We start from the raw sequence: 21,158 nt of genomic DNA, 5'->3' as shown, positions 1-21,158 counted from the left end.
TTTTGTAAAGCTGTTGTGCAACAGTGAATGAAAAATAAATTCTCGAAAGTTTTGTATTTCAAGTATAATGAACCTATTCAGATTTTAGCATATGATATTTCTTTGAGAGAAATCCTATATAGAAGTTTGATAATACAAAAAAAACGAGGTTACTGTATGCGTGAAAAAAATTTTAAGGATTATCATTTAAGTGAAGAAATCACAAGGGCTCTGACCGTATTAAAGTACAATCATCCCACAGAAGTACAAAAAGAAGTAATTCCTAAGGCATTGGAAAAATTCGATATGATCGTCAAATCTCAAACAGGCTCAGGTAAGACGGCTTCATTTGCAATTCCTATTTGTGAAATGATGGAATGGGAGGAAAAAAAGCCACAAACATTAGTTCTTACACCAACTCGGGAGCTAGCCGTTCAAGTCCGTGAGGATATTACGAATATTGGTCGTTTTAAACGGATAAAAGCAATGGCTGTTTACGGCAAAGAACCTTTTTCAAAGCAAAAAGAGGAATTAAAGCAAAAAACACATGTGGTCGTGGGGACACCCGGTCGTACGATGGACCATATCGAGAGGGGTACCCTTGAATTAGATAAAATAAAGTTTTTAATCATTGATGAAGCGGATGAAATGCTAAATATGGGCTTTATCGATGAGGTGGAAGCCATCATCAAGGAACTTCCAAAGGACAGAGTAACCATGGTTTTTTCTGCCACCTTACCGAAGGATGTGGACAACCTCTGTCATCAATACATGAAAAATCCCATTCCGATTGAGATAGCTGCCGATGGTGTAACAACAAATACTATTGAACATGCTGTCATTGAAGTAAAGGAAGATGATAAGATTTCACTACTTAAAGATGTAACAGTTGTTGAAAATCCAGATAGCTGTATTATTTTCTGCCGAACAAAAGAAAATGTTGAGAGTGTCTATGCCGAATTGGAAAACGACAATTATACTTGTGAAAGACTCCATGGCGGACTAGATCAAGAAGACCGGTTCGCGGTTATGGATGGTTTTAAAGCTGGGAATTTCCGTTATTTAGTTGCAACGGATGTGGCTGCTCGGGGAATCGATATTGATAACGTGTCATTAATCATTAATTATGATGTGCCAATGGAAAAAGAAGGCTATGTTCACCGTACGGGAAGAACTGGCAGAGCAGGTAATCAAGGAAAAGCGATTACCTTTGCAACACCATATGAGGGGAAATTCCTTAAGGCAATCGAAAGGTATATTGGGTTTGAAATCCCGGCAATGGACGTTCCGAAGCAGGAAGTGGTGACAAGTGGAAAAGCGGCATTTGAAGAAAAAATAAGCGGTCGCAGAGTGGTTAGAAATAATAAAACCGCTCGGATCAATAAAGATATTACCAAGCTTCACTTTAGCGGCGGCAAAAAGAAAAAGCTTCGCGCAGTGGATTTCGTTGGTACAATCTCAAATATTCCTGGAGTTACCGCCGACGATATTGGCATCATCACCATTCAGGACAATTTAACATATGTAGACATCCTTAATGGTAAAGGCTCAATAGTAATCCAGGCGATGGAGAATACAACCGTTAAAGGGAAGAAGCTAAAGGTTAGCCAGGCGTTAAAGTAATGTTTCTTAGAAGGACGATTTATTTTACTATAATCGTCCTTATTTTTTATAAATGTTGTTTCGTTCCAAAAAGTAAAAAGAAAGGAGAATTCTATCAATGAAGTATTTTAAAACACAAATGAAACAGTTAGTAAAAGAAAATAAAGACCTGCAGAAGCATTTAAAAGAATTGATTGATGAGCACCAATTAGAAAAAAACTTTGCCCTAAAGGCTTTGTATCATTCAGAAGTAGCCGATGGAGGAAAATATCAGGCTGCTTATCAAGCACTTGACGTGCCTAAAGGGTAAGTTATTTTGAAATTTTAAAAAAAGAGGAAAAAAATGAACATAACAAAAATTTTAGTAGTTAGTCCCATGTATAAAGACCTTCAAATAGTAATAGAAAAGGAAGTTACGGATAAGACTTTTCGCTTTATCCCTGAAAATGAATTTTCACAAAGTGATTTGAGTTGGGCAGATGCACTGGTTTCTTTCAACCTAAAAGCAGACTATGATTACAGCCATTTAAAATGGGTTCATTCTCTTGGTGCAGGGGTTGACCGTTTTTTATATAAGAAAGACTGGAATGAAGCAGTTTTACTAACTAGAACCATTTGTTCTTTTGGACAAAGGATTGCGGAGTATTGTTTAAGCTACATCTTAAAGGATTTACAATTACATGATGTTTTTCAAAATCAACAACAACTAAAAAGTTGGAAGCAGCATACGCCGAAATTAGTAGGTGATCAAAAAGTTCTTGTATATGGGACAGGCGAAATTGGTCAAATGATAGCGAAGGTTTTTTCAGGATTAGGGGTTGACGTTTTCGGTGTTTCCTTAAGCGGGCAGGAAAAGGCCAATTTCAAAGAGGTCATGAAATTAGATTTTCATACTTCACGTTTAAGTGAAATGAACTATATCATTAATACCTTGCCACTTACGGAAAAAACTGAAAAAATATTTAACGACATAATCTTTTGTCAATTAAAAAGTGCGGGATTTATTAATGTCGGAAGAGGTGCTTCGGTGGATGAAGGTGCTTTATTAAAAGCTTTATCTGGGAATCATATTAGTTATGCTGTCCTTGATGTTTTTTCACAAGAACCATTGCTTGAAAATAATCCATTATGGAGACACCCTAGAGTTTTCATAACTCCTCATATATCGGCTGTTACCACCCCCAATGAAGGGGCAGCTTGTTTCATTAATACACTTAAGAATATTGAAGCAAACAAGCCGCTAAAAAATAAAGTTGATACTAAAAGAGGCTATTAAAGCTAATCAAAACCCGAAAATACGGGTTTTTCTTTTGCTTTCGAATGGTAACGCTTTAAAAAAAGTAACGAAATGTTCACATGTTATGAGGAATAAATGAGGTAGAATAAACTTATTAACTTAGTTATGTGAAATGCTTCACATTTTTATAAGAGGGTAGATGGATCAGCTTAGAATACTAAATATCAGAGGTGAAAGGCATGGCAGATATATCAATAGGTGCATTACTCCTTAGGTTTGTTTTAGGAGGAGGAGCAGTAGTTGTTTCAACACTTGTTGCCAGGAATTTAGGTGAAAAGGCTGGAGGTATTTTTGCTGCTTTTCCTGCTGTGTACTTAGCAGCTTTATTAACGGTCGGTTTGGATTTTAGTGGAGAAGATTTAGTTTCTCATTCCATTTTATTATCTAAAGGTGCGATTGTCGGAATGGGCATCAATATCCTCGTAGCCATTCTAGCTGGATATCTCCTGCCAAGGCAAGGATGGAAACGAGGTCTGGCACAAGCTATGGGGTTCTGGCTAGTCGTTTCAATGGCTGTGGTTATTATTACAACATACTAAGGGAAGTGTGCTAGATATGTATAAAGATTTGCTTATTCGCTTCACTCTCGGTGGAGCAGCCGTGATGATCAGCTATTTAATAACGGTCTTATCTCCATGGAAAATCTTAGCAGGAATCTTTGCTGCCTTTCCAGCAGTGATGATTACAGCGGTGTTGATGATGGGGATTGCTTCTGGATCGAAAAAGGCTGCAAAAATTGCAAATGGTTCTGTGTTTGGAATGGTGGGCGGCGTTTTCTGTGTAGCAACGGTGTGGACGGTTTTACAAGTTAGTGGTAATTGGGGATTAAGTATCGTATTAGGACTGCTGTTCTGGTTGGGTAGCTCAATTATTGTTTCTTCGCTTAGAGATAAGCTTAAAAATGGTCGGAAAATTAGAGGCAGGGTTAAGGTTAATCTTCACTCTGGTATACAGGTCAGACATAAATAAACAAAAGAAAAAAACAAGACGGCTGGCACCGCCTTGTTTTATGTTGCATCTATACCTATTCTTCAGTATCTTCAGTACCTTCTTCAGTACTTTCTTCGTTTTGTTCCGTTTCTTCAGTTTCTGGATCATCTGTATTTGTTGTATCACTACACCCAGTGGCAACTCCAAGTAACATCAATGCTGACATCAAAGCAACTAACCATGTTTTAAAATTTTTCATTTTCATAATCCTCCTTGATTTCTTGCATGATTTGTACTACAGGCTTATCATACAAGCTGCGGAAGAAAAAAAGATTGAATTTTCGATTTCTTAACATTTCTTAACAGCCTCTTTAAAAAATTTCAAACTTTCTGAATTATAATTTACAAAGAATTTACTAAATATATAATTTTAAATGGATTTTATTATCCTTTAAAATAGGTACAATTGTCTATTTCTAAAAATAAATGAATTGATTATTTCTCTTAACTTTGTTACTCTATACTTAACTTTTTTTCGTATTATGAAACTTTTTTCAAAACGAAATATATTCAAAAAAACAAAATAATAGTAGAAGGTGGCTCTAACATGAACCTACAAGCAGATGTTTGTATCGTTGGCGGCGGACCTGCAGGGACTTTACTCGGACATTTATTGGCTAAAAACGGAATATTAACCATTATTATAGAACGTTCTACCGGGGTTAACAGACAATTCAGAGGCGAGCATATTAACGGTGAAACAGAAGCGATCTTAAAAGAACATCATTTATTTAATAAAATAGAAGAACTCGGAATTCTTAAAATGAAGAAGGTAGAATACTTCTCTGGAAGAAATATCGTGAACAGTATTACGCCCGGTACCCATGAAGACCATGTCGGAATTCACGTACCACAAGCCCATTTATTAACGGCAATCATCCAAGAATCTGAGGGAAATCAAAATTTCCAATTGCTATTTAACACGACTGTTAAAGAATTAATTCAGGATGAAAAAGGATTCTATACGGGTGTTAAGGCGATACAAAATGGGGAAGAAATCCATATTTCAAGTAAGGTTACAATCGGGGCAGACGGTCGTTATTCTACCGTACGTAAGCTGGCGAAGATACCTACAATAGAAATGACACACGGATATGATGTATTGTGGGCAAAAATTCCTGCTCCTGCAGGGTGGGAGCCAACAACAAGAATGGTCCTTGTTAATGGCCATCAACTTGCATTATTTTCGCAAACGGGTGGTCTCATCCAAATTGGCTGGAATATCGCTGAGGGTTCGTTTCCGGAATTACGTAAAGGTTCCCTGCAGCCATTTCTTGAGCCTTTGATTGAAAGTTTTCCGGAACTAGAAGAGAGTGTGAACAACCACCTCCGTTCATGGAAAGACTTGGTTTGTTTAAAAGTACAAAGTTCCCGCAGCGATACGTGGGTAGAGAACGGATTAATCCTAATAGGTGATGCTGCCCATACGATGACCCCAACCGGAGCAATTGGAATTAATAGTGGAATGAAAGACGCCCATATCTTAGCGCCACTCCTAACACAAGCCATTATCGAAGGAAACGTTAGTGCAGACCAATTGAAACTCTTCGAAATGAGCAGAAAAAACGAAGTCAAAACACAACAAATCATGCAACTAAAACAAGAAACATCCCTTAAGGAAAAATTTGCTTATAGATGATCATTAGAACGGTGACAGGCACCAAATATACAAAAAAGGCTGTTTATGCATCCTCTTTTGTATATTTGGTGCCTTTTTTGGTGCAGGAAATTTTGATGATTTTTTTGTTGAATAAGTAGGATTGGGGTGTATGGGAAATTATATGGTTATCCATGAAAAGGGGTTAAATATGATGAATTCGCAATTTCAGCTTACTCGCGCATTTTTGATTAGCTTGGTTGCACTTTTGGCATTTAGTGTTGTGGCGATGTTGGTAAGAGCGGAGAAAATTATTGATTTTGATAATGCGGTAATTAGTGCTGTACAATCACAAGAGTCTCCGTTTCTGACAAGGATTATGGAGTTTTTTACCACGGTTGGTTCAACTTTATGGGTAGTCATCATCTGTCTTTTGATCCTAATCTTTCTTTACAAAATGTTGCACCACCGGCATGAATTAGTTTTATTTATTGTGGTTGTTGCAGGTTCACCTTTACTAAACATGGTCCTAAAAGAAATCTTTCAAAGGGCTCGCCCTGATTTAAATCGACTGATTGAAATCAGTGGGTACAGTTTCCCGAGTGGTCATGCCATGAATGCTTTTACTGTTTATGGAATCCTTACCTTTTTGCTTTGGCGGCATATCTTTAATCTAACAGGCAGAACACTCCTACTCTTATTTAGTTCATTTGTTGTCTTTATGATTGGCGTAAGCAGGATTTATTTAGGGGTGCACTATCCAAGTGACATCATTGGAGGGTATCTTGCCAGTGGTTGTTGGCTTGCGGCTTCGATTTGGGTCTTCCAATGGTATATGGAGCGACAGCCGCAATTAACGAGTAGAATGCTTAAAAGATCATAGCTAGAAAAACTTATTAGCAAAGGAACCTAAATTATGGAGTTTATTACTAGTAATCATTGGGATGAAGAACTATGGCAAAATGTTAGAGGTATTTATACTGTTGCATTTGGTGAACATGCAACGAAGCCAGAAAAAATTATTCGTAATATGTTTGCAAGAAATCTTTGTTCTCTCCATGTTTTAAAGGAAAGCGACATAGTTCTTTCCATGGCGTTAACTGGTTCGTTGCCAGGGTCAAGTGTATTACTGCTCGATTATTTAGCGGTCAGAAAGGATCTACGTGGTCGTGGAGTGGGAATAGCCTTTTTTGATTACATAAATGAATGGGCCCGTTCCCAGAATCAATACAATAGAATCCTGGTTGAAGTGGAATGTGATGAAACACCACAAAATATAGCTAGAATTCACTTTTGGGAAAAATGCGGTTTTCAATTGTTGGATGATTATAAGCACTGCTATAAATGGGGTCCGCAACATTACATGGCAATGGTTCTGTACCTGAAGAGTAAGCCGGCCACACCATTAAAAGGGGAGGATTGTCTTAAGTATATGGCCTCCTTTCATAAAGAATCATACAAATTAATGTAAATTTTTCCTAGTCCCTACTATCCAATACCTGTAGAATAGTAATAAAGTATTCTACATAAGGTGGGGAATTAAATGATTACATATCCTTTTTTAGATAAAAAAGCAACCATTGGGGTAACAGCACCATCTTCAGGTGTGGAACCGGAATTGCATGATTTGGTTAAACAATCCTGCAGCAGGTTAGAAGAGAAGGGATTTCGAGTCGTCTGTGGAGATACCGTTTGGACCCAGAACAAAGCAAAATCTTCACCTGCGATGAAACGGGCGCAAGAGTTTAATGCAATGATGCAGGATGATGGAATTGATGTAATCATCCCGCCATGGGGCGGGGAGCTGCTCATTGAGGCACTTGATAAATTAGATTTTGCTTCTTTGAAAAATAAGTGGGTTATGGGATATTCAGACACAAGTTTATTGTTGCTTGCCATAACCCTAAAGACAGGTATAGCAACTGCTCATGGTACGAATTTAATCGATTTAAGAGGGGAATACTCGGATGAGACCACAGCCGTGTGGCAACGTGTATTATCTACGGAAGTAGGAGCCTCTATTACGCAGTATTCTTCCGTAAAATATCAAAAGAAATGGCAGCACGATCATCCATCTCCATGTGTGTTTCACTTAACCGAGTCAACCATTTGGAAATCTGTTTCCAGAGATAGTGTTAAGGCAAAAGGGCGCTTGCTTGGCGGCTGTATTGATATCATTAGGCATTTGATTGGCACACCTTATGGGGATGTAAAGAATTTTAGGAAAAATTATCTCAATAATGAACCTATTATCTGGTATCTAGAAAATTGTGAATTGAAAACTACTGATTTGCGAAGATCTTTAGTACAAATGCAATTAGCCGGTTGGTTTGATGGCTGTACCTGCGTCATGTTTGGTAGAAGCCCTGCCAATGAATCTGTAGAAGGTTATACCATTGAAGATGTTTATCAAGATTTATTCGATGAGCTCCAAATCCCTATTGTTTATGACATTGATTGTGGGCATGTCCCGCCACAAATCACCTTTGTGAATGGTGCCTATGGAGAAGTTGAAGTGGAAAATGGCAAAGGGACCGTCGTGCAGCACTTTAAAGCATAAAATAATAGACTGAATGAATCTAGGGTTAGCAGACTACTCATCTGATGACCTTTTAAATAAAAAATGTCTCAAAAGGGAATCAGATTTAGCTTCTGATTGCCTTTTGAGTTAAAAAACCATATTGGAGGTAAACAGATAAGGCACCTGATTCCCATTAGAGTTAACAAACGTTAATCTAGGTTCTTCGTCATTAAAGTGGAAACGTCTTTAAAACCAAGCTTTTCATAAAGATGTTTCGCATGGTTTCCGGCATACACATTTAATTGGACCTTTTTATGACCCACTGCACGTAATTGCATAAAAGCTGCTTTACATAATTTTTCAGCGACCCCTTGTTTGCGATAGGCTGGGAGAACATACATTTCATTGACAAAACCGACAACTTCATCCGTATTTTGATCAATGATTCGACCTAATCCAACCCATCCTTGTATGGCATTATTTTTAACACGAACGAGGTAATAACCACCGCCATTTAAAAAAGGAGTCATCATTTCAATCGCTTTTTTGCGGCTTGGCGTAACGCATCCCATTGTGGCCTCTTTTAATACCTCCAAATGATAATTTAAAATACTATGAGTCTCCTCATAGGTTGCCTTTCTAATCGCCATTTCCCTTTACAACTCCTTTGAAAACTAAAAACGATCATTACATCCATCTAGTCAAATACCTACTCTATAGTATGAAAATAGGTAAATTTTGTTGCCGGTTATCGCATGGGCTGATATTAAACGGTTTCTGAAGGTATGAATGATTAAGGAAAAATAATGGTTTGCATAGATTAGATAAGATTAGCCAAATTCCTATATGTAAACTTTAATAAATAATTGGTTGACATAAAATAGTAAACCAATTATTCTTAATTTATAAAATATTTTTAGGGGGAATGGTATGAAACTTAAAACGTCGGATCTTACGTTAGCGGGAATGTTTGTTGCTTTAATGGCCGTTGGGGCTAACATTACATCAATTGCTCCATTCATGGTTGTTGGGGGAGTACCGATCACGCTGCAAACCTTTTTTGCTATTTTAGCAGGGGTGGTACTTGGCAGTCGATTGGGTGCAATTGCAATGATGGTCTATGCATTTGTTGGATTGGCGGGAGTTCCTGTTTTTGCAAAATTCGGAGCAGGTCTTGGACAAATCCTTAGCCCTACATTTGGCTTTATTGTTTCGTTTATATTCACAGCATTTGCAACTGGATACATAATGGAAAAGATGAAGAAAACAACTGGTGTATTTGTCTTGGCAGCACTTGTAGGAATGGCAATTAATTATGTTTTCGGTACGAACTGGATGTATGCTGCTTATAAAGTATGGGCTTCAGCACCCGATGGATTTACCTATAAGATGGCATGGTTGTGGATGGTGGTTCCACTTCCAAAAGATATTATTCTTGCCATTTTAGCTGGTTTAATGGGACAACGCTTAGAACGTACCTTATCAAGAAGCCAATTTAGGAATTTTAGAAAAGCGAGTTAAAAGGAAATGGGGAGATTGTATGAGTAAGTGGAAGGAACTAGCTTTAGAGGTGCTAGATGGTCATGAAATATCTAAAGAAGAAGCATTAAGTATTTTAAATTCCAGTGATACGGAATTATTAGAGGTATTGCAAGGAGCTTACACCATTCGCCATCATTATTATGGAAATAAAGTAAAGCTTAATATGTTAATCAATACAAAATCAGGTCTTTGTCCTGAGAATTGTGGCTATTGTTCACAATCTAGTATTTCTAATGCACCGATTCAAAAATATCGAATGGTAGATAAAGATACAATCCTTAAAGGAGCAGAGCAAGCCCACCAGCTTCACGCTGGTACATATTGCATAGTAGCAAGCGGCCGAGGTCCTAGTAATCATGAATTAGACCAAGTTGTTTCAGCAGTAAAGGAAATAAAGGACAAATACGAATTGAAGATTTGTGCCTGCCTTGGAATATTAAAACCAGAACAAGCAGAAAAGCTGAAGGAAGCTGGGGTCGATCGCTACAATCATAACCTTAACACCTCAGAAGACCACCATGATTCTATTACTACATCACACTCTTATCAGGATCGAGTTAATACTGTTGAGTTAATCAAAGAAGCAGGTATTTCTCCTTGTTCAGGAGTAATCGTCGGTATGAGGGAAACAAAAGAAGACGTGGTGAATGTGGCCATGAGTTTAAAAGTATTAGATGCCGATTCGATTCCTGTTAACTTTTTACATGCAATAGATGGCACTCCGCTTGAAGGCACCAAGGAGCTGAATCCTAGATATTGCTTAAAAGTTTTGGCACTCATGCGGTATGTAAATCCAACAAAAGAAATCAGAATTTCAGGTGGACGAGAAGTTAATTTAGGAAGTTTGCAGCCACTTGGATTATATGCAGCGAATTCTATTTTTGTTGGAGATTACTTAACAACTTTAGGACAAGAAACGACCGAGGATCATCAAATGCTGAAAGATTTAGGTTTTGAAGTAGATTTTGTAAAAGAAACAGTTCAATAAATAGGATTTAAGAATCGTTGGGCGTCATCTAGTAGATGATGCCCTTTTTCACATATTTTAGTATAAAATATCATTAATAGGTTTAGAAACATCTTTGTTGAACCTTGTTTGTAGTCTTGAAGGGAGAACCGCAATGTCAGAGATAAATATTTTAGGAGAAGCTTATAAAAAAGCAAAATTTAAGGCGCCTGGTCATGGAAAGAGAAATGTTCAGGTACTTAAAGATGCACTCGTTGATATTGATGGAGAGATGGAAAGCGAGATGTACGGAAAGGGAAAAGTCATCGAAGACTTCCAAGAGAAAATGGCAAAGTACCTTGGTAAGGAGTCTGCTGTATTTTTCCCAAGCGGGACGATGGCACAGCAAATTGCCCTGAGAATTTGGTGTGACCAGAAGGGGATCAAAAAGGTAGCTTACCATCCATTAAGTCATTTAGAGATTCACGAAGAAGACGGTTTAAAGGAATTGCACCATATTCAGACGATTTTATTAGCTGATAAAGAGAGAGTTATTGAGTTGGAAGATGTGGTGGGATTAAGTGAGGAAATAGCTTGTTTATTACTCGAACTGCCTCAAAGGGAGATTGGGGGGCAACTGCCTGATTATAAAACAATCGAAGATATTTCGGCATACTGTAAGGAAAAGGGAATCAAATTACATTTAGATGGCGCAAGACTGTTTGAAATTCTACCCTATTATCAAAAAACGGCAGCAGAAGTTTGTTCTCTTTTTGATAGTGTATATGTTTCTTTTTACAAAGGGATTGGCGGGATTGCAGGGGCAATACTCGCTGGGGATAAATCCTTTACGGAAGAATCAAAAGTTTGGAAAAGGCGCCATGGAGGCGATTTAATCAGTCTATATCCCTACATCCTAAGTGCTGATTATTATTTTGGCCAACGAGTGGGAAATATGAATCAATATTATCAAGAAGCAAAAGAATTTGCCCTAAACTTTAATCAATGTCATGGTGTTTCGACCAAGCCATTGGAACCAGTTTCTAATATGTTTCATGTCCATTTTGAAGCTCCCAAAGAGGAGTTGGAAGTAATTCTAGCAGCCATTTACGAGGAAACTGGAATAGGATTATCCAGTTATGTACGCGAAGTCACCAAGTCAACTAGTTTCTACGAAGTGAGCATAGGTGATATGTACGCTCAGCTGCCTAAGGAGAATTTAAAAACGGTCTTTCAACTGCTTGATGAAAAAATGAAAACCATTAAAACACTATAGGGTTACAAAAATCCCCATTTCTGTTCATCACAGAAATGGGGGGGATAGTCATTAGATGATATAAGGCCCGAAGAATATCGTTAATAGGATAATGTGAATTCCTACAAAATAGCTAATTCTCTGAGTACCTGCCCATTCGTTTACCTTTTTCGTATACATCGTTAACGAAAGAGCAACGACAGCAAAAATAATCATGTAAACGTATGAACTGCCAGTAAAGGTTAAGTAACCTGGTGCATTTGTATAAATATTATCCACAAAAAATCGATTTCTCCATATGATTGCCGCGACTGCGTAAATCCCAATTCCTGTATAAAAATACCAAGCTGGATCACGCTCAGCAATTCTATTTCTAAAGATATACATAAAAACAACGAAAAGAATCGGCCAAATAAGCCAAATTACAGCAAAGGCAATACCGAAAAATGAAGAGGTTAACATCCCCATTGTTTTTCCTAGTGCCTGCAGCCAATCGTCCCCCGTATACTTAATTAATGGATCAATGGTATTTATGTCAGCAGATGATAGTTTAATTTTATGTCCTTTACCGTCTAGATCCATCCATGCAATAGTTTCTTCATTGATCCATTGCGGCTTCGTTGAAATTTCAGCTGTATTGCTGCGTCGTTCTGTTTTAGTGGCGCCGCTTTCGCTTATTTCTGCAGAATAAATATTGAAGGTTGTACGGTCATTGAATTGGGTTTGTGTTCGCCCGTCAGCATGAAAAAGAATGGTTGGTTTATCATTACGAAACGTAAGGACGACATCGGAAACTTCCTTCAAGCTCTTATTTCCAGCTGGGTCATCAAAAGTTAACACCTTTGCATTTTGTGTGTTTGGAATAGATAAACTTGTTAACATAAAATAATTGAAAAACTCTGGATTCCCGCCTTGAGTTGATTGAAGTTCCTCCTGAAGTAACAGTGCTAATTTTTGATCTTCCAGTGCAAAGGAGATATCATTGACAACTTTTCCTGGATCGACCTTTATTTTTGATTGGTACAGGATGTTATTTTTTCCATTTAAATATTGTTGTAGTGTAATATCGACTCCAGTAGGATCAGATGAGTAAGTTAAAATATTAACTCCATCTTCGTTCTGTTGTGGTTTGATATTTAGCTTTGCTAAATCAATATCCATAACAATTTCAGATTTCTTAGTTTCTGGTGATAGCTGATAAAGTATTTTATTTTTTACATAAAGAATGATCGTGTCCAAGGGATAGAACTTCTCAACATCGGAGACAATTATATTCCTATCTTGATCATAAATATTTTTAAAATCAAAATAGATAATCGTATCATCCTGTTGATAAACTTGTGTCCATTTATTTACAGGAATGTTATATGTTTGTTCATCCTTTATGGTGAAATCCTTCCCCAAAGTCGTTGTGGCTAATTTACCATCTTCGAATCTTGTAAAAACAAAATCTCCATTTTCAGTGATTTTTACTGGCGGCAGTTGATTCAAGTCTGTCTCACCTACAGTCAGGGCCCTGCTCCAATTTTCTGCAGGGTGTTCAGTCACATCGGAAAAGTTTTCATAGAATAATAGAAGTATTCCTAAAACCATGATTACTCCGGGTACAATCCAATAAAGCTTATCTGCGAATTTTTTGTTCATTTTAGACCCCCATGATACTCTTTCAAATTCTCTATTTATATTTACGAAAATAATAGTAACATAATTCTGACAGAATAGGCTATTTCAGATACACTGTCTTTGTAAAAAACTGTTATTTAGAACTTGGCTTGGTAATGAATAAAACTCATATCATATTCATGGTAAAATAACTAGGACAAGAATGTTTTAGGAGATACTGATACATATGACTGATAAGAAAAAGCTGCAAGAGGTAGATTTATATAAACCGATTCAGAAGTATTTTTCACGGAAAGGCTATGAAGTTTATGGTGAAGTGAAGGACTGTGATATCGTCGCAGTGAAAGAGGATGAGCTGGTTATTGTTGAATTAAAACTCTCCTTAAGTGTCGATCTTCTTATTCAAGCGGCCAAACGGCAAAAGTTAACAGATCAAGTATACATTGGAATTCCAAAACCAAAAGGCCGGCTGAATTCTAAGCAATGGGCAGATAAATGCCATCTAGTTAAAATGTTAGAGCTTGGCTTAATTGTCGTTTCCTTTCCAGGCAACCGCTCGCAAGCAGACATACTTATCCATCCAGCTCCCTTTAATCGTAAAATAGCAGCCGGTCGTAATAAGATGAAGAGAGAGGCCATCTTGAAAGAAATTAACGGACGAAGTGCCGATTTCAATGTAGGGGGCAGTACTAGGACGAAAATCATGACCGCTTACAAAGAAAATTGCATTCAAATTGCTTGTATTTTAGATAGAATGGGTCCATTATCTCCAAAGGCGTTAAAGGTTATGGGTGCGGGTGATAAGGTCACCTCAATCTTAACAAATAACTATTATGGATGGTTTGAACGGATTAAGAGAGGTACCTATGCTATTACTGAGAAGGGCAGCCTTGAGGTGCAGGAGTATCAGGATCTTGTAAACTATTATTTAGAAAAACTAGACATAAGGGATGGAGGAGAATCCAATTGAAGAGTATTACAGTTGTTTCCCTTCTAGATGTAATTAGTGAGTTATTTTCTGAGGAAATTTCTATAGCGGTATCTGATACGAGTGAGTACATCTATTACCGCCCTAGTAAAAGGGTAGATTTGAAAATTCGGCGAGGAGACATTTTGAAGGAGGGGACCATTGCCCATAAAGCGATAACTTCTAGGCAGAAGGTAACAGAATTTATTGATCGTGATGTCTTTGGCGTTCCTTATCATGGAATGGCGGTTCCCTTCTTTCATGAAGGGAACTTGGAAGGGTGCGTAACAGCGATTTTCCCTTCTTTAACGAGCGGTAAATTGGTGGTAACAATCAAAACTGATGATGGCTGGATTCCCATGCCTTTTTCTGAGGTGATTTACTTAGAAGCGAAGGAGAAAAAAACGTTTGTGAACGGGAAGGAACATTCTGGGACCCATAAAAATACATTACAGGAATTTGAGTTCCTGCTGCCAAAGGATCATTTTATTCGCTGTCATCGCTCATTTATTGTTAATGTTAATCATATTAAGGAGATATTTCCTGATACGCATTCCACCTTTATTCTTTCAATGGAAAACGGGGACAGAGTTCCAGTCAGTCAATCCTACTCCAGCTATTTTCGCCGGCTGCTTGGGTTTTAAATCTGCTGCTCTAGGAATCAATTTTGCTGTTTTGTCTGGAAATTCCGTAGTTAATCCTACATTTTCCTATTGTACATACCCATTAAGTAAAATAGGGACAAAGGGGAGTGGGATGGATGATGGAAATTAATTTAAAACGAATTAGAGACCCTCGGCTGTGGGATCGGGTCGTGACACCAGAAGAAGCTGCAGAATGGATTGAAGATGGAATGACGTTAGGGTTAAGCGGATTTACACGTGCCGGCGATGTGAAGGCGGTTCCGTTTGCGCTGGTAAACCGGGCAAAACCCGCGAATTTTAAAGTCAACGTGTATACAGGTGCTTCTTTAGGATCAGATGTAGATAAATTATTTGCGGAAGCAGGTATTCTTGGAAAAAGACTACCGTTTCAAGCAGATCCAACCATGAGAAAAAAGATCAATAGCGGTGAACTGTTATTTGTCGATCAGCATTTGTCACACACAGCAGAATTGGTGCGCGCAAACGTGATTGCCCCGATTGATTTCGCTATTTTGGAAGCGGTGTCAATAACGGAGGATGGAATGGTGATTCCAACAACCTCCGTTGGAAATTCATTATCATTCGCGCTAAATGCGAAGTCAATCATCATTGAAATCAATTTAGCTCAAAATGAAAATCTTGAAGGACTCCATGATTTATATGACCCAGGTAAACAGGGCGAGAGGGAACCAATACCATTAACAGCCACAGATGACCGTATAGGAACAAACGGAATAACCATTGATATCAATAAGGTAAGAGGGATCGTTTTTACCAACCAGCTAGATTCTCCGTCAACCATTGTACCGCCTGATGAGGAAACGGAAATCATGGCTCAGCATTTGATCCAATTTCTACGTAAGGAAATTAAGGATGGTAGACTTACTGAACGTTTGGCACCACTGCAGTCAGGGATTGGATCTGTCGCTAACGCAGTCCTGCATGGAATGATTGATTCTGAGTTTCAAGATTTAGAGGTATATTCGGAAGTATTACAGGACGCTGTGTTTGACCTGATTGATGCCGGGAAAGTGCGGACTGCCTCCTGCTGCTCGATTACCCTCTCAGATGGAAAAATGAAAGAGGTATTTGGTGATTTTGATAAGTATCGTGATAAATTAATCATGCGACCTCAGGAAATATCGAACCATCCGGAAATTATCCGTCGTCTTGGGCTCATTTCGATTAACACTGCTTTGGAATTAGATATATATGGAAATGTTAATTCTACCCATGTATTAGGTACTAAAATGATGAATGGGATTGGCGGTTCTGGAGACTTTGCACGTAATGCCCGATTGGCCATTTTTGTGACAAAATCCATTGCTAAAGGCGGTAACATTTCCAGTATTGTTCCATTTGTTTCACATGTTGATCATACAGAACATGATGTGGATGTCATCGTTACCGAGCAGGGCTATGCAGATTTGCGCGGGCTGGCACCAAGGGAACGTGTGGAATTAATCATCGAGAATTGCACCCATCCTATGTACCGGGAGCAGCTTCGGGAATATTATCAAGAAGCCTTAACTAGAGGTGGTCAAACTCCTCATATTTTAGAAAAAGCTTTTTCATGGCACACCAATTTTGCGCAGCGGGGAACAATGTTGGAAAAGGTACTTGAAAAAGTTTAGGAAAAAGATTTTATATATTCGTTTGCTTTAACAGTAAATCTCTGTTATAGTTAAGGAGAATTATTTTTGTCAGTCAGTTTGATTAAAAAGTTTACAACTTTACGTCTAAAGAACTGAGCAAGGATAGTAACACAATGTGTGCACAGCACACGAGGAGGAAACAACAAATGGAACAAGGTAAAGTAAAATGGTTTAATGCAGAAAAAGGTTTCGGATTCATCGAAAGAGAAGCAGGAGACGATGTATTCGTACACTTCTCAGCTATCCAAAGCGAAGGTTTCAAAACTTTAGACGAAGGTCAAGCAGTTACATTTGAAGTAGAACAAGGTCAACGTGGACCACAAGCTACTAACGTTCGTAAAGCATAATTAGAACCAACCATATATAAAAAAGACTCTCACTAGAGAGTCTTTTTTTCTTGTCTGATAAAATGCATACAAAAAACCCTGCTCATAAAATGAGCAGGGCGGTTACTCGAAAAACGTAAAACGTAAAGCAAATGGTAGACACAGTATAGCACACATTCGGCTCAATCCCTAATCTTTTTTAAAAAATTTGCTTTCACGGCAAATATAGCATGGAAACCCCTGCCAAAAGTAGAATTTCTAATGGAAAATATCAAATTTTAAAGGTTTAGAACCATTTATGTTGAAATAAGTATAGTAAGTTTTCCATTGGTGAGGTGGGATAAAAATTGAATGATATCCAATATGCTTTTATTAATGAATTTGGTCATTACGGATTCGATTTTGATCAACCAGAGACTTCGACTCACTTTGTAATCGCATGCATACTTGTAAAAGGTTCTGATAAAGAAATTCTTGAACATGAAGTTGAAAAAATAAAGCGAAAACACTTTCAAAATGCGAAATTCGATGAACAGAGTATAGACGATGCTGTTCGAATAGAAATCTTACATGATTTAAAGGATCTCCCCTTTAAAGTCTATGCGTACGTCATCGACAAGCGAAAAATTAGAGAAGACAGCGGCGTTACATATGAAAAAACGTTTATTAAATTTTTCAACCGAAATGTATTTGATGATTTGCATCGTACCTTTGATCATCTTGATCTTATAGTTGATGAACAAGATTCCAAGGAATTTATGCAGGAATTTTCCTCTTATGTTAAAGAGAAGTGCATACCAGATCTGTTTAATTATTCAACCTTTGGTTTTAACAATAGCAAATCTGAAATTCTCCTTGATCTGGCAGAATTAATCGCTGGTACAATTGCAAAAGGTTATGACGCCAAACATCGCTCCAATCACTATCCATCATTTTATAATCTTATCAAAAATAAACTCATCACGATTAATCTTTGGCCGCATGATTATAAGCACTATCTTTATGACTATCATTTTGATAAAACCGACTCAGAAACCGATCAAATTATCATTAAACAAGCTGTCAATTTGGCTTATCAATACATTGAAGAGCATAGAAAGAGTGAAGACGAGGATGAAAGAGTCCGAATTGATTTACTAAAATTTCTTCTATTTAATCTGAAAGAAAATCCAGATGAATATGTGTACACAGAGGAAATTCTTAATAACCTTAACTCCATTAGAATTAACAAAATTAAACAGCATTATTTTCGGTCTAATATTGTTTCAAAGCTGCGCGATCATGGATTGTTACTTGCATCTAGCAATAAAGGCTATAAACTTCCGGTTTGTTTAAATGACTTGTATGACTTTGTAAATCTTTCCAGTTTAACGATACACCCGATGATTCAAAGAGTCGCCAAATGCCGAGAACAAATTCTGCTGGCTACAAACCGTGAAATTGATATTCTCGAAAAAGAAGAATATGACTATTTAAAAAAAATGATTGAGATGGAAAAAATAAAGGTTATGAATGAGTAAAGAGGGATTCAGCAACCAGCTGATTCCCTCTTTCGTCAAAACCATTTCTTAGCGATATTCTGTAACGTTCACCGCTTGTATTTTCCTCTTAAATAACTTCGTATTCGTTCCAATATAAACTCCACTTAAAACAAACGCAGCTCCAATTCCATGAGCCCAAGTAAAGGTCTCATCTAGATAGATAGTAGCCATCAACACAGCAGAAACCGGCATGACATTAATAAAAATCGAAGCTTTGGCCGCACCTACTTCTTTGATTCCGTAATAATACATAATAAAAGAAACAACGGTTACAAATATACTCATATGCGCAATTGCCACCCAGGTTGAAAGGTCAGCCTGCATAACATCTTGCCATGAGGTTTCAACCAAAGCAAACGGAGCTAAAAAAACTGTACCAAACGCAACTGCGTATGTGGTAGATTCAACCGCGCTATATTTTTTTAACACCACTTTGCCAACAACACTGTACAACGCCCAGCTAATGACCGCACCGAGTAAAACAAAATCAATGGTCTCAAAGCCAAGCTGGAACAATGTAACGATATGCCCATCTGTGATAATAAAAGCCGCTCCCGAGAGCGCAATTATCATACCAATGATATGGTTCTTTGTTATTTTCTCTTTTAAAAATATGCCTGATAAAAGGACGATTAATACTGGGTTTGACGAAATAAACAGTGAACTCTTAATAACTGGTGCCTGTTTGGTCGCAATAAAAAAGCAAATATTATAGAGTGCGATTCCGGTAAATCCTAGTACCGCAAATAATCCATAATCTTTGAGTGTTGGTTTCTTTCGGTTTTTTTCCATGAGCCACATAAGTGGAAACAAAAGGACAGCTGCCCCTAAAAAACGTAAAAAGGCGACGGTTGCTGGTTCAAAGCTTTGGACAGCTATTTTACCCGCAATAAAGGCACTGCCCCATGTTGCCGTTGCAATAAACAACATTCCGTAAATTATCCATTTATTTTTCATTCTATTCCCCAATCCAATCATATTAATATCTAGTATTGTACCATCATTTTCGTATGTCGAAATATTTTTTCTTTAAATATATGGAATATAAGCCCAAAATACTTTTTAGTCTCCCTAACATACATAAAAATCCTATTAATGGAAAACGATATAAAAACTGGGAGGGGTTTAGGATGAAGAAAAAGATCTCCAAATTATTGATTAAAAGTCTTACGAAAGAACCTGAATTTAGTGAACAATCCAATACGGATGTTATTGAATTAAAAAAACAAGACATAAGCAGTGATTATGAACAAAATTTAGAGACCTTTAAGTGGATATTTTCTATACCAAAAAATATGGATGTAAAACTACATGAGTTTACCATCCCTTCACGAGAACGACGTGCATTTATCATCTATATAAGTACTGTAGTAGATCTTAAATCCATTATGGAAGGCATTGTAGAAAAACTTATTGATAACAATCAATCTACTGGTAAAATTCAAGATATCATTTCATACCCAGTAACGAGTACTTCCACCAATATTGGAGATATAACGGAATTTATTACATCTGGAAGTACTGCCCTTTTTATAGATGATGATCGTCAATGCTATTTATTTGAAACAACGAAAATTCGCGGCCGTTCGATTGAAAAATCAGACAATGAAGTGATTGTTAAAGGAGCAAAAGAAGCATTTAATGAAAAGGTTATCGATAATATTTCCTTGCTTCGAAAAAAAATTAAAAATGAAAACCTTATTGTTGAAACTCATGCCATTTCAAAACGGTCAAGAAATAATGTGTTCTTAGTTTATCAAAAAGACCTTATTAACGAGGAACTGATTCAAACAATTCAGGATAAATTAAATTCTTTTGATGTTGATACCGTTATTGATTTAAGTGTGTTAGAGCAATACTTAGAAGAAAGGCCGAGGTCTTTATTCCCGACGCTATTATATACGGAACGCCCTGACCGTGCAGCAGCTTTTATTCAGGAAGGTCATATAATCTTATTAATGGAAAATTCTCCTGCCTGTTTAGTCCTGCCTGCTACCTTCTGGGCTTTGCTCCATTCTCCGGAAGATCATTATCTGCGAGCACCGTATGGTAATTTCATCAGAATACTTAGGTTTTTAGCCCTATTTATTGCTATATTCACATCGCCTTTTTATCTTGCGATTACCAACTATCACGTCGGAATGATCCCGCCTGATTTATTAATGGCGATTGCAGGTACAAGGGAGAGGGTACCGTTTCCATCCATTGTTGAGGTAATTATGATGGAACTTGCCTTTGAACTGATTCGAGAAGCTGGATTGCGGGTACCATCTCCGATTGGTCCAACCATTGGAATTGTAGGTGCGTTAATTTTAGGTCAGGCTGCCGTCCAAGCAAATATTATTAGTCCGATAGTTATTATTGTAATTGCTTTAAGCGGGTTAAGTTCGTTTATTATAATCGATGTCAGTATGAATTTTGCAATCCGGATTACTCGTTTCCTATTTATTTTTGCAGCTGGATTCATGGGCATTTATGGAGTGACGGCATTGGGTATTGCTGGACTCTTTTATTTAGTGTCATTGAAGTCATTTGGCACAGATTATTTTGCCCCAATGACACCACATTTTTTCTCTTCCAAAGACATGCTGATTCGGCATGTTCCGATGAAAGAAAGATTTCGACCGGGATATTTAAGACCAAAGGATATGGTGAAACAAAGAAAGGGATAAA

General features: G+C 37.5%; 22 protein-coding genes. 18 read left to right on the top strand and 4 right to left on the bottom strand.

All coding sequences use genetic code 11. The features are described from left to right. Nucleotides 1-156 precede the first annotated feature (156 nt). The 5 genes from AC2TFD_RS16780 to AC2TFD_RS16760 all read left to right on the top strand — a co-directional run bounded on the left by AC2TFD_RS16780 (nucleotide 157) and on the right by AC2TFD_RS16760 (nucleotide 3,847). A complete protein-coding gene (locus tag AC2TFD_RS16780; protein WP_335512152.1) occupies nucleotides 157-1,602 on the top strand; it encodes a DEAD/DEAH box helicase in 1,446 nt (481 codons plus the stop codon). A 97-nt stretch (nucleotides 1,603-1,699) separates the two neighbouring features. After that, the gene (locus AC2TFD_RS16775; RefSeq protein WP_335512154.1) at nucleotides 1,700-1,891 is read left to right on the top strand and encodes a hypothetical protein; all 192 of its coding nucleotides are present in this window, start codon (nucleotides 1,700-1,702) and stop codon (nucleotides 1,889-1,891) included. A gap of 33 nt (nucleotides 1,892-1,924) precedes the next feature. Then, the gene (locus tag AC2TFD_RS16770) at nucleotides 1,925-2,857 is read left to right on the top strand and encodes a D-2-hydroxyacid dehydrogenase (RefSeq protein ID WP_335569315.1); all 933 of its coding nucleotides are present in this window, start codon (nucleotides 1,925-1,927) and stop codon (nucleotides 2,855-2,857) included. A gap of 200 nt (nucleotides 2,858-3,057) precedes the next feature. Further along, a complete protein-coding gene (locus tag AC2TFD_RS16765) occupies nucleotides 3,058-3,417 on the top strand; it encodes a DUF3147 family protein (RefSeq protein WP_335512158.1) in 360 nt (119 codons plus the stop codon). A gap of 16 nt (nucleotides 3,418-3,433) precedes the next feature. Further along, entirely contained in the window at nucleotides 3,434-3,847 is a 414-nt protein-coding gene (locus AC2TFD_RS16760; RefSeq protein WP_335512160.1) for a DUF3147 family protein, read from the top strand. 55 nt (nucleotides 3,848-3,902) lie between these two features. On the opposite strand, the gene AC2TFD_RS16755 is transcribed toward AC2TFD_RS16760, so the two are convergent. Then, nucleotides 3,903-4,067 (bottom strand): hypothetical protein, encoded by a 165-nt coding sequence (locus tag AC2TFD_RS16755; RefSeq protein ID WP_335512161.1) that lies wholly within the window; start codon nucleotides 4,065-4,067, stop codon nucleotides 3,903-3,905. Between the two features lie 348 nt (nucleotides 4,068-4,415). On the opposite strand from AC2TFD_RS16755, the gene AC2TFD_RS16750 reads away from it, so the two are divergent. The 4 genes from AC2TFD_RS16750 to AC2TFD_RS16735 all read left to right on the top strand — a co-directional run bounded on the left by AC2TFD_RS16750 (nucleotide 4,416) and on the right by AC2TFD_RS16735 (nucleotide 8,025). Then, on the top strand, nucleotides 4,416-5,507 hold the full coding sequence (locus AC2TFD_RS16750) for an FAD-dependent monooxygenase (protein ID WP_335512163.1): 1,092 nt from the start codon (nucleotides 4,416-4,418) through the stop codon (nucleotides 5,505-5,507). Nucleotides 5,508-5,637: 130 nt separating this feature from the next. After that, the gene (locus tag AC2TFD_RS16745) at nucleotides 5,638-6,348 is read left to right on the top strand and encodes a phosphatase PAP2 family protein (RefSeq protein WP_335569316.1); all 711 of its coding nucleotides are present in this window, start codon (nucleotides 5,638-5,640) and stop codon (nucleotides 6,346-6,348) included. A 33-nt stretch (nucleotides 6,349-6,381) separates the two neighbouring features. Continuing rightward, nucleotides 6,382-6,936 (top strand): GNAT family N-acetyltransferase, encoded by a 555-nt coding sequence (locus AC2TFD_RS16740; RefSeq protein WP_335512166.1) that lies wholly within the window; start codon nucleotides 6,382-6,384, stop codon nucleotides 6,934-6,936. Between the two features lie 72 nt (nucleotides 6,937-7,008). Then, nucleotides 7,009-8,025 carry a S66 family peptidase gene (locus tag AC2TFD_RS16735; RefSeq protein ID WP_335569317.1) on the top strand — a complete coding sequence of 339 codons (1,017 nt, stop codon included), beginning with the start codon at nucleotides 7,009-7,011 and terminating at the stop codon, nucleotides 8,023-8,025. A gap of 170 nt (nucleotides 8,026-8,195) precedes the next feature. Here AC2TFD_RS16735 and AC2TFD_RS16730 read toward each other — a convergent pair whose 3' ends face one another. Continuing rightward, a complete protein-coding gene (locus AC2TFD_RS16730) occupies nucleotides 8,196-8,636 on the bottom strand; it encodes a GNAT family N-acetyltransferase (RefSeq protein ID WP_335509122.1) in 441 nt (146 codons plus the stop codon). Between the two features lie 280 nt (nucleotides 8,637-8,916). Between AC2TFD_RS16730 and AC2TFD_RS16725 the strand changes: the two genes are divergently transcribed. The 3 genes from AC2TFD_RS16725 (at nucleotide 8,917) to AC2TFD_RS16715 (ending at nucleotide 11,750) form a co-directional block, all read left to right on the top strand. After that, nucleotides 8,917-9,507: a biotin transporter BioY gene (locus tag AC2TFD_RS16725; RefSeq protein ID WP_335509124.1), complete on the top strand. Its 591-nt coding sequence runs from the start codon at nucleotides 8,917-8,919 to the stop codon at nucleotides 9,505-9,507. Between the two features lie 19 nt (nucleotides 9,508-9,526). Beyond that, the gene (bioB, locus tag AC2TFD_RS16720) at nucleotides 9,527-10,516 is read left to right on the top strand and encodes a biotin synthase BioB (RefSeq protein WP_335509126.1); all 990 of its coding nucleotides are present in this window, start codon (nucleotides 9,527-9,529) and stop codon (nucleotides 10,514-10,516) included. A gap of 133 nt (nucleotides 10,517-10,649) precedes the next feature. Continuing rightward, a complete protein-coding gene (locus AC2TFD_RS16715; protein ID WP_335509128.1) occupies nucleotides 10,650-11,750 on the top strand; it encodes a threonine aldolase family protein in 1,101 nt (366 codons plus the stop codon). Between the two features lie 51 nt (nucleotides 11,751-11,801). Here AC2TFD_RS16715 and AC2TFD_RS16710 read toward each other — a convergent pair whose 3' ends face one another. Continuing rightward, nucleotides 11,802-13,373: a hypothetical protein gene (locus AC2TFD_RS16710; protein WP_484673598.1), complete on the bottom strand. Its 1,572-nt coding sequence runs from the start codon at nucleotides 13,371-13,373 to the stop codon at nucleotides 11,802-11,804. A 205-nt stretch (nucleotides 13,374-13,578) separates the two neighbouring features. Between AC2TFD_RS16710 and AC2TFD_RS16705 the strand changes: the two genes are divergently transcribed. The 5 genes from AC2TFD_RS16705 to AC2TFD_RS16685 all read left to right on the top strand — a co-directional run bounded on the left by AC2TFD_RS16705 (nucleotide 13,579) and on the right by AC2TFD_RS16685 (nucleotide 18,464). Continuing rightward, entirely contained in the window at nucleotides 13,579-14,322 is a 744-nt protein-coding gene (locus AC2TFD_RS16705) for a DUF2161 domain-containing phosphodiesterase (RefSeq protein WP_484673597.1), read from the top strand. Continuing rightward, nucleotides 14,319-14,963: a LytTR family DNA-binding domain-containing protein gene (locus AC2TFD_RS16700; protein WP_335509132.1), complete on the top strand. Its 645-nt coding sequence runs from the start codon at nucleotides 14,319-14,321 to the stop codon at nucleotides 14,961-14,963. The genes AC2TFD_RS16705 and AC2TFD_RS16700 overlap by 4 nt, the downstream gene beginning before the upstream one ends. Nucleotides 14,964-15,082: 119 nt before the next feature. Next, nucleotides 15,083-16,597 carry a succinyl-CoA:acetate CoA-transferase ScpC gene (gene scpC / locus AC2TFD_RS16695; RefSeq protein ID WP_484676332.1) on the top strand — a complete coding sequence of 505 codons (1,515 nt, stop codon included), beginning with the start codon at nucleotides 15,083-15,085 and terminating at the stop codon, nucleotides 16,595-16,597. 167 nt (nucleotides 16,598-16,764) lie between these two features. Beyond that, the gene (locus tag AC2TFD_RS16690) at nucleotides 16,765-16,965 is read left to right on the top strand and encodes a cold-shock protein (RefSeq protein ID WP_026568674.1); all 201 of its coding nucleotides are present in this window, start codon (nucleotides 16,765-16,767) and stop codon (nucleotides 16,963-16,965) included. A 326-nt stretch (nucleotides 16,966-17,291) separates the two neighbouring features. Next, entirely contained in the window at nucleotides 17,292-18,464 is a 1,173-nt protein-coding gene (locus tag AC2TFD_RS16685) for a DUF3800 domain-containing protein (RefSeq protein ID WP_335509135.1), read from the top strand. 48 nt (nucleotides 18,465-18,512) lie between these two features. On the opposite strand, the gene AC2TFD_RS16680 is transcribed toward AC2TFD_RS16685, so the two are convergent. Then, nucleotides 18,513-19,442 carry a DMT family transporter gene (locus AC2TFD_RS16680; RefSeq protein WP_335509137.1) on the bottom strand — a complete coding sequence of 310 codons (930 nt, stop codon included), beginning with the start codon at nucleotides 19,440-19,442 and terminating at the stop codon, nucleotides 18,513-18,515. Between the two features lie 173 nt (nucleotides 19,443-19,615). On the opposite strand from AC2TFD_RS16680, the gene AC2TFD_RS16675 reads away from it, so the two are divergent. Then, nucleotides 19,616-21,157: a spore germination protein gene (locus AC2TFD_RS16675; protein ID WP_335569319.1), complete on the top strand. Its 1,542-nt coding sequence runs from the start codon at nucleotides 19,616-19,618 to the stop codon at nucleotides 21,155-21,157. Nucleotide 21,158: the final 1 nt, after the last annotated feature.

The organism is Neobacillus sp. plas4, from assembly GCF_057221695.1.
Note: the sequence above shows the minus strand (reverse complement) of the source record. Positions and strands in the feature narration are given on the sequence as shown.

Excerpts from the sequence above, each read along its gene's own strand:
- AC2TFD_RS16755 (WP_335512161.1), bottom strand. The coding sequence starts at position 4,067 with ATGAAAAATTTTAAAACATGGTTAGTTGCTTTGATGTCAGCATTGATG.
- AC2TFD_RS16705 (WP_484673597.1), top strand. The coding sequence starts at position 13,579 with ATGACTGATAAGAAAAAGCTGCAAGAGGTAGATTTATATAAACCGATT.
- AC2TFD_RS16735 (WP_335569317.1), top strand. The coding sequence starts at position 7,009 with ATGATTACATATCCTTTTTTAGATAAAAAAGCAACCATTGGGGTAACA.
- AC2TFD_RS16775 (WP_335512154.1), top strand. The coding sequence starts at position 1,700 with ATGAAGTATTTTAAAACACAAATGAAACAGTTAGTAAAAGAAAATAAA.
- bioB (WP_335509126.1), top strand. The coding sequence starts at position 9,527 with ATGAGTAAGTGGAAGGAACTAGCTTTAGAGGTGCTAGATGGTCATGAA.
- AC2TFD_RS16760 (WP_335512160.1), top strand. The coding sequence starts at position 3,434 with ATGTATAAAGATTTGCTTATTCGCTTCACTCTCGGTGGAGCAGCCGTG.
- AC2TFD_RS16730 (WP_335509122.1), bottom strand. The coding sequence starts at position 8,636 with ATGGCGATTAGAAAGGCAACCTATGAGGAGACTCATAGTATTTTAAAT.
- AC2TFD_RS16750 (WP_335512163.1), top strand. The coding sequence starts at position 4,416 with ATGAACCTACAAGCAGATGTTTGTATCGTTGGCGGCGGACCTGCAGGG.
- AC2TFD_RS16675 (WP_335569319.1), top strand. The coding sequence starts at position 19,616 with ATGAAGAAAAAGATCTCCAAATTATTGATTAAAAGTCTTACGAAAGAA.
- AC2TFD_RS16715 (WP_335509128.1), top strand. The coding sequence starts at position 10,650 with ATGTCAGAGATAAATATTTTAGGAGAAGCTTATAAAAAAGCAAAATTT.
- AC2TFD_RS16680 (WP_335509137.1), bottom strand. The coding sequence starts at position 19,442 with ATGAAAAATAAATGGATAATTTACGGAATGTTGTTTATTGCAACGGCA.
- AC2TFD_RS16690 (WP_026568674.1), top strand. The coding sequence starts at position 16,765 with ATGGAACAAGGTAAAGTAAAATGGTTTAATGCAGAAAAAGGTTTCGGA.
- AC2TFD_RS16770 (WP_335569315.1), top strand. The coding sequence starts at position 1,925 with ATGAACATAACAAAAATTTTAGTAGTTAGTCCCATGTATAAAGACCTT.
- AC2TFD_RS16725 (WP_335509124.1), top strand. The coding sequence starts at position 8,917 with ATGAAACTTAAAACGTCGGATCTTACGTTAGCGGGAATGTTTGTTGCT.
- scpC (WP_484676332.1), top strand. The coding sequence starts at position 15,083 with ATGGAAATTAATTTAAAACGAATTAGAGACCCTCGGCTGTGGGATCGG.
- AC2TFD_RS16780 (WP_335512152.1), top strand. The coding sequence starts at position 157 with ATGCGTGAAAAAAATTTTAAGGATTATCATTTAAGTGAAGAAATCACA.
- AC2TFD_RS16710 (WP_484673598.1), bottom strand. The coding sequence starts at position 13,373 with ATGAACAAAAAATTCGCAGATAAGCTTTATTGGATTGTACCCGGAGTA.
- AC2TFD_RS16745 (WP_335569316.1), top strand. The coding sequence starts at position 5,638 with ATGGGAAATTATATGGTTATCCATGAAAAGGGGTTAAATATGATGAAT.
- AC2TFD_RS16765 (WP_335512158.1), top strand. The coding sequence starts at position 3,058 with ATGGCAGATATATCAATAGGTGCATTACTCCTTAGGTTTGTTTTAGGA.
- AC2TFD_RS16740 (WP_335512166.1), top strand. The coding sequence starts at position 6,382 with ATGGAGTTTATTACTAGTAATCATTGGGATGAAGAACTATGGCAAAAT.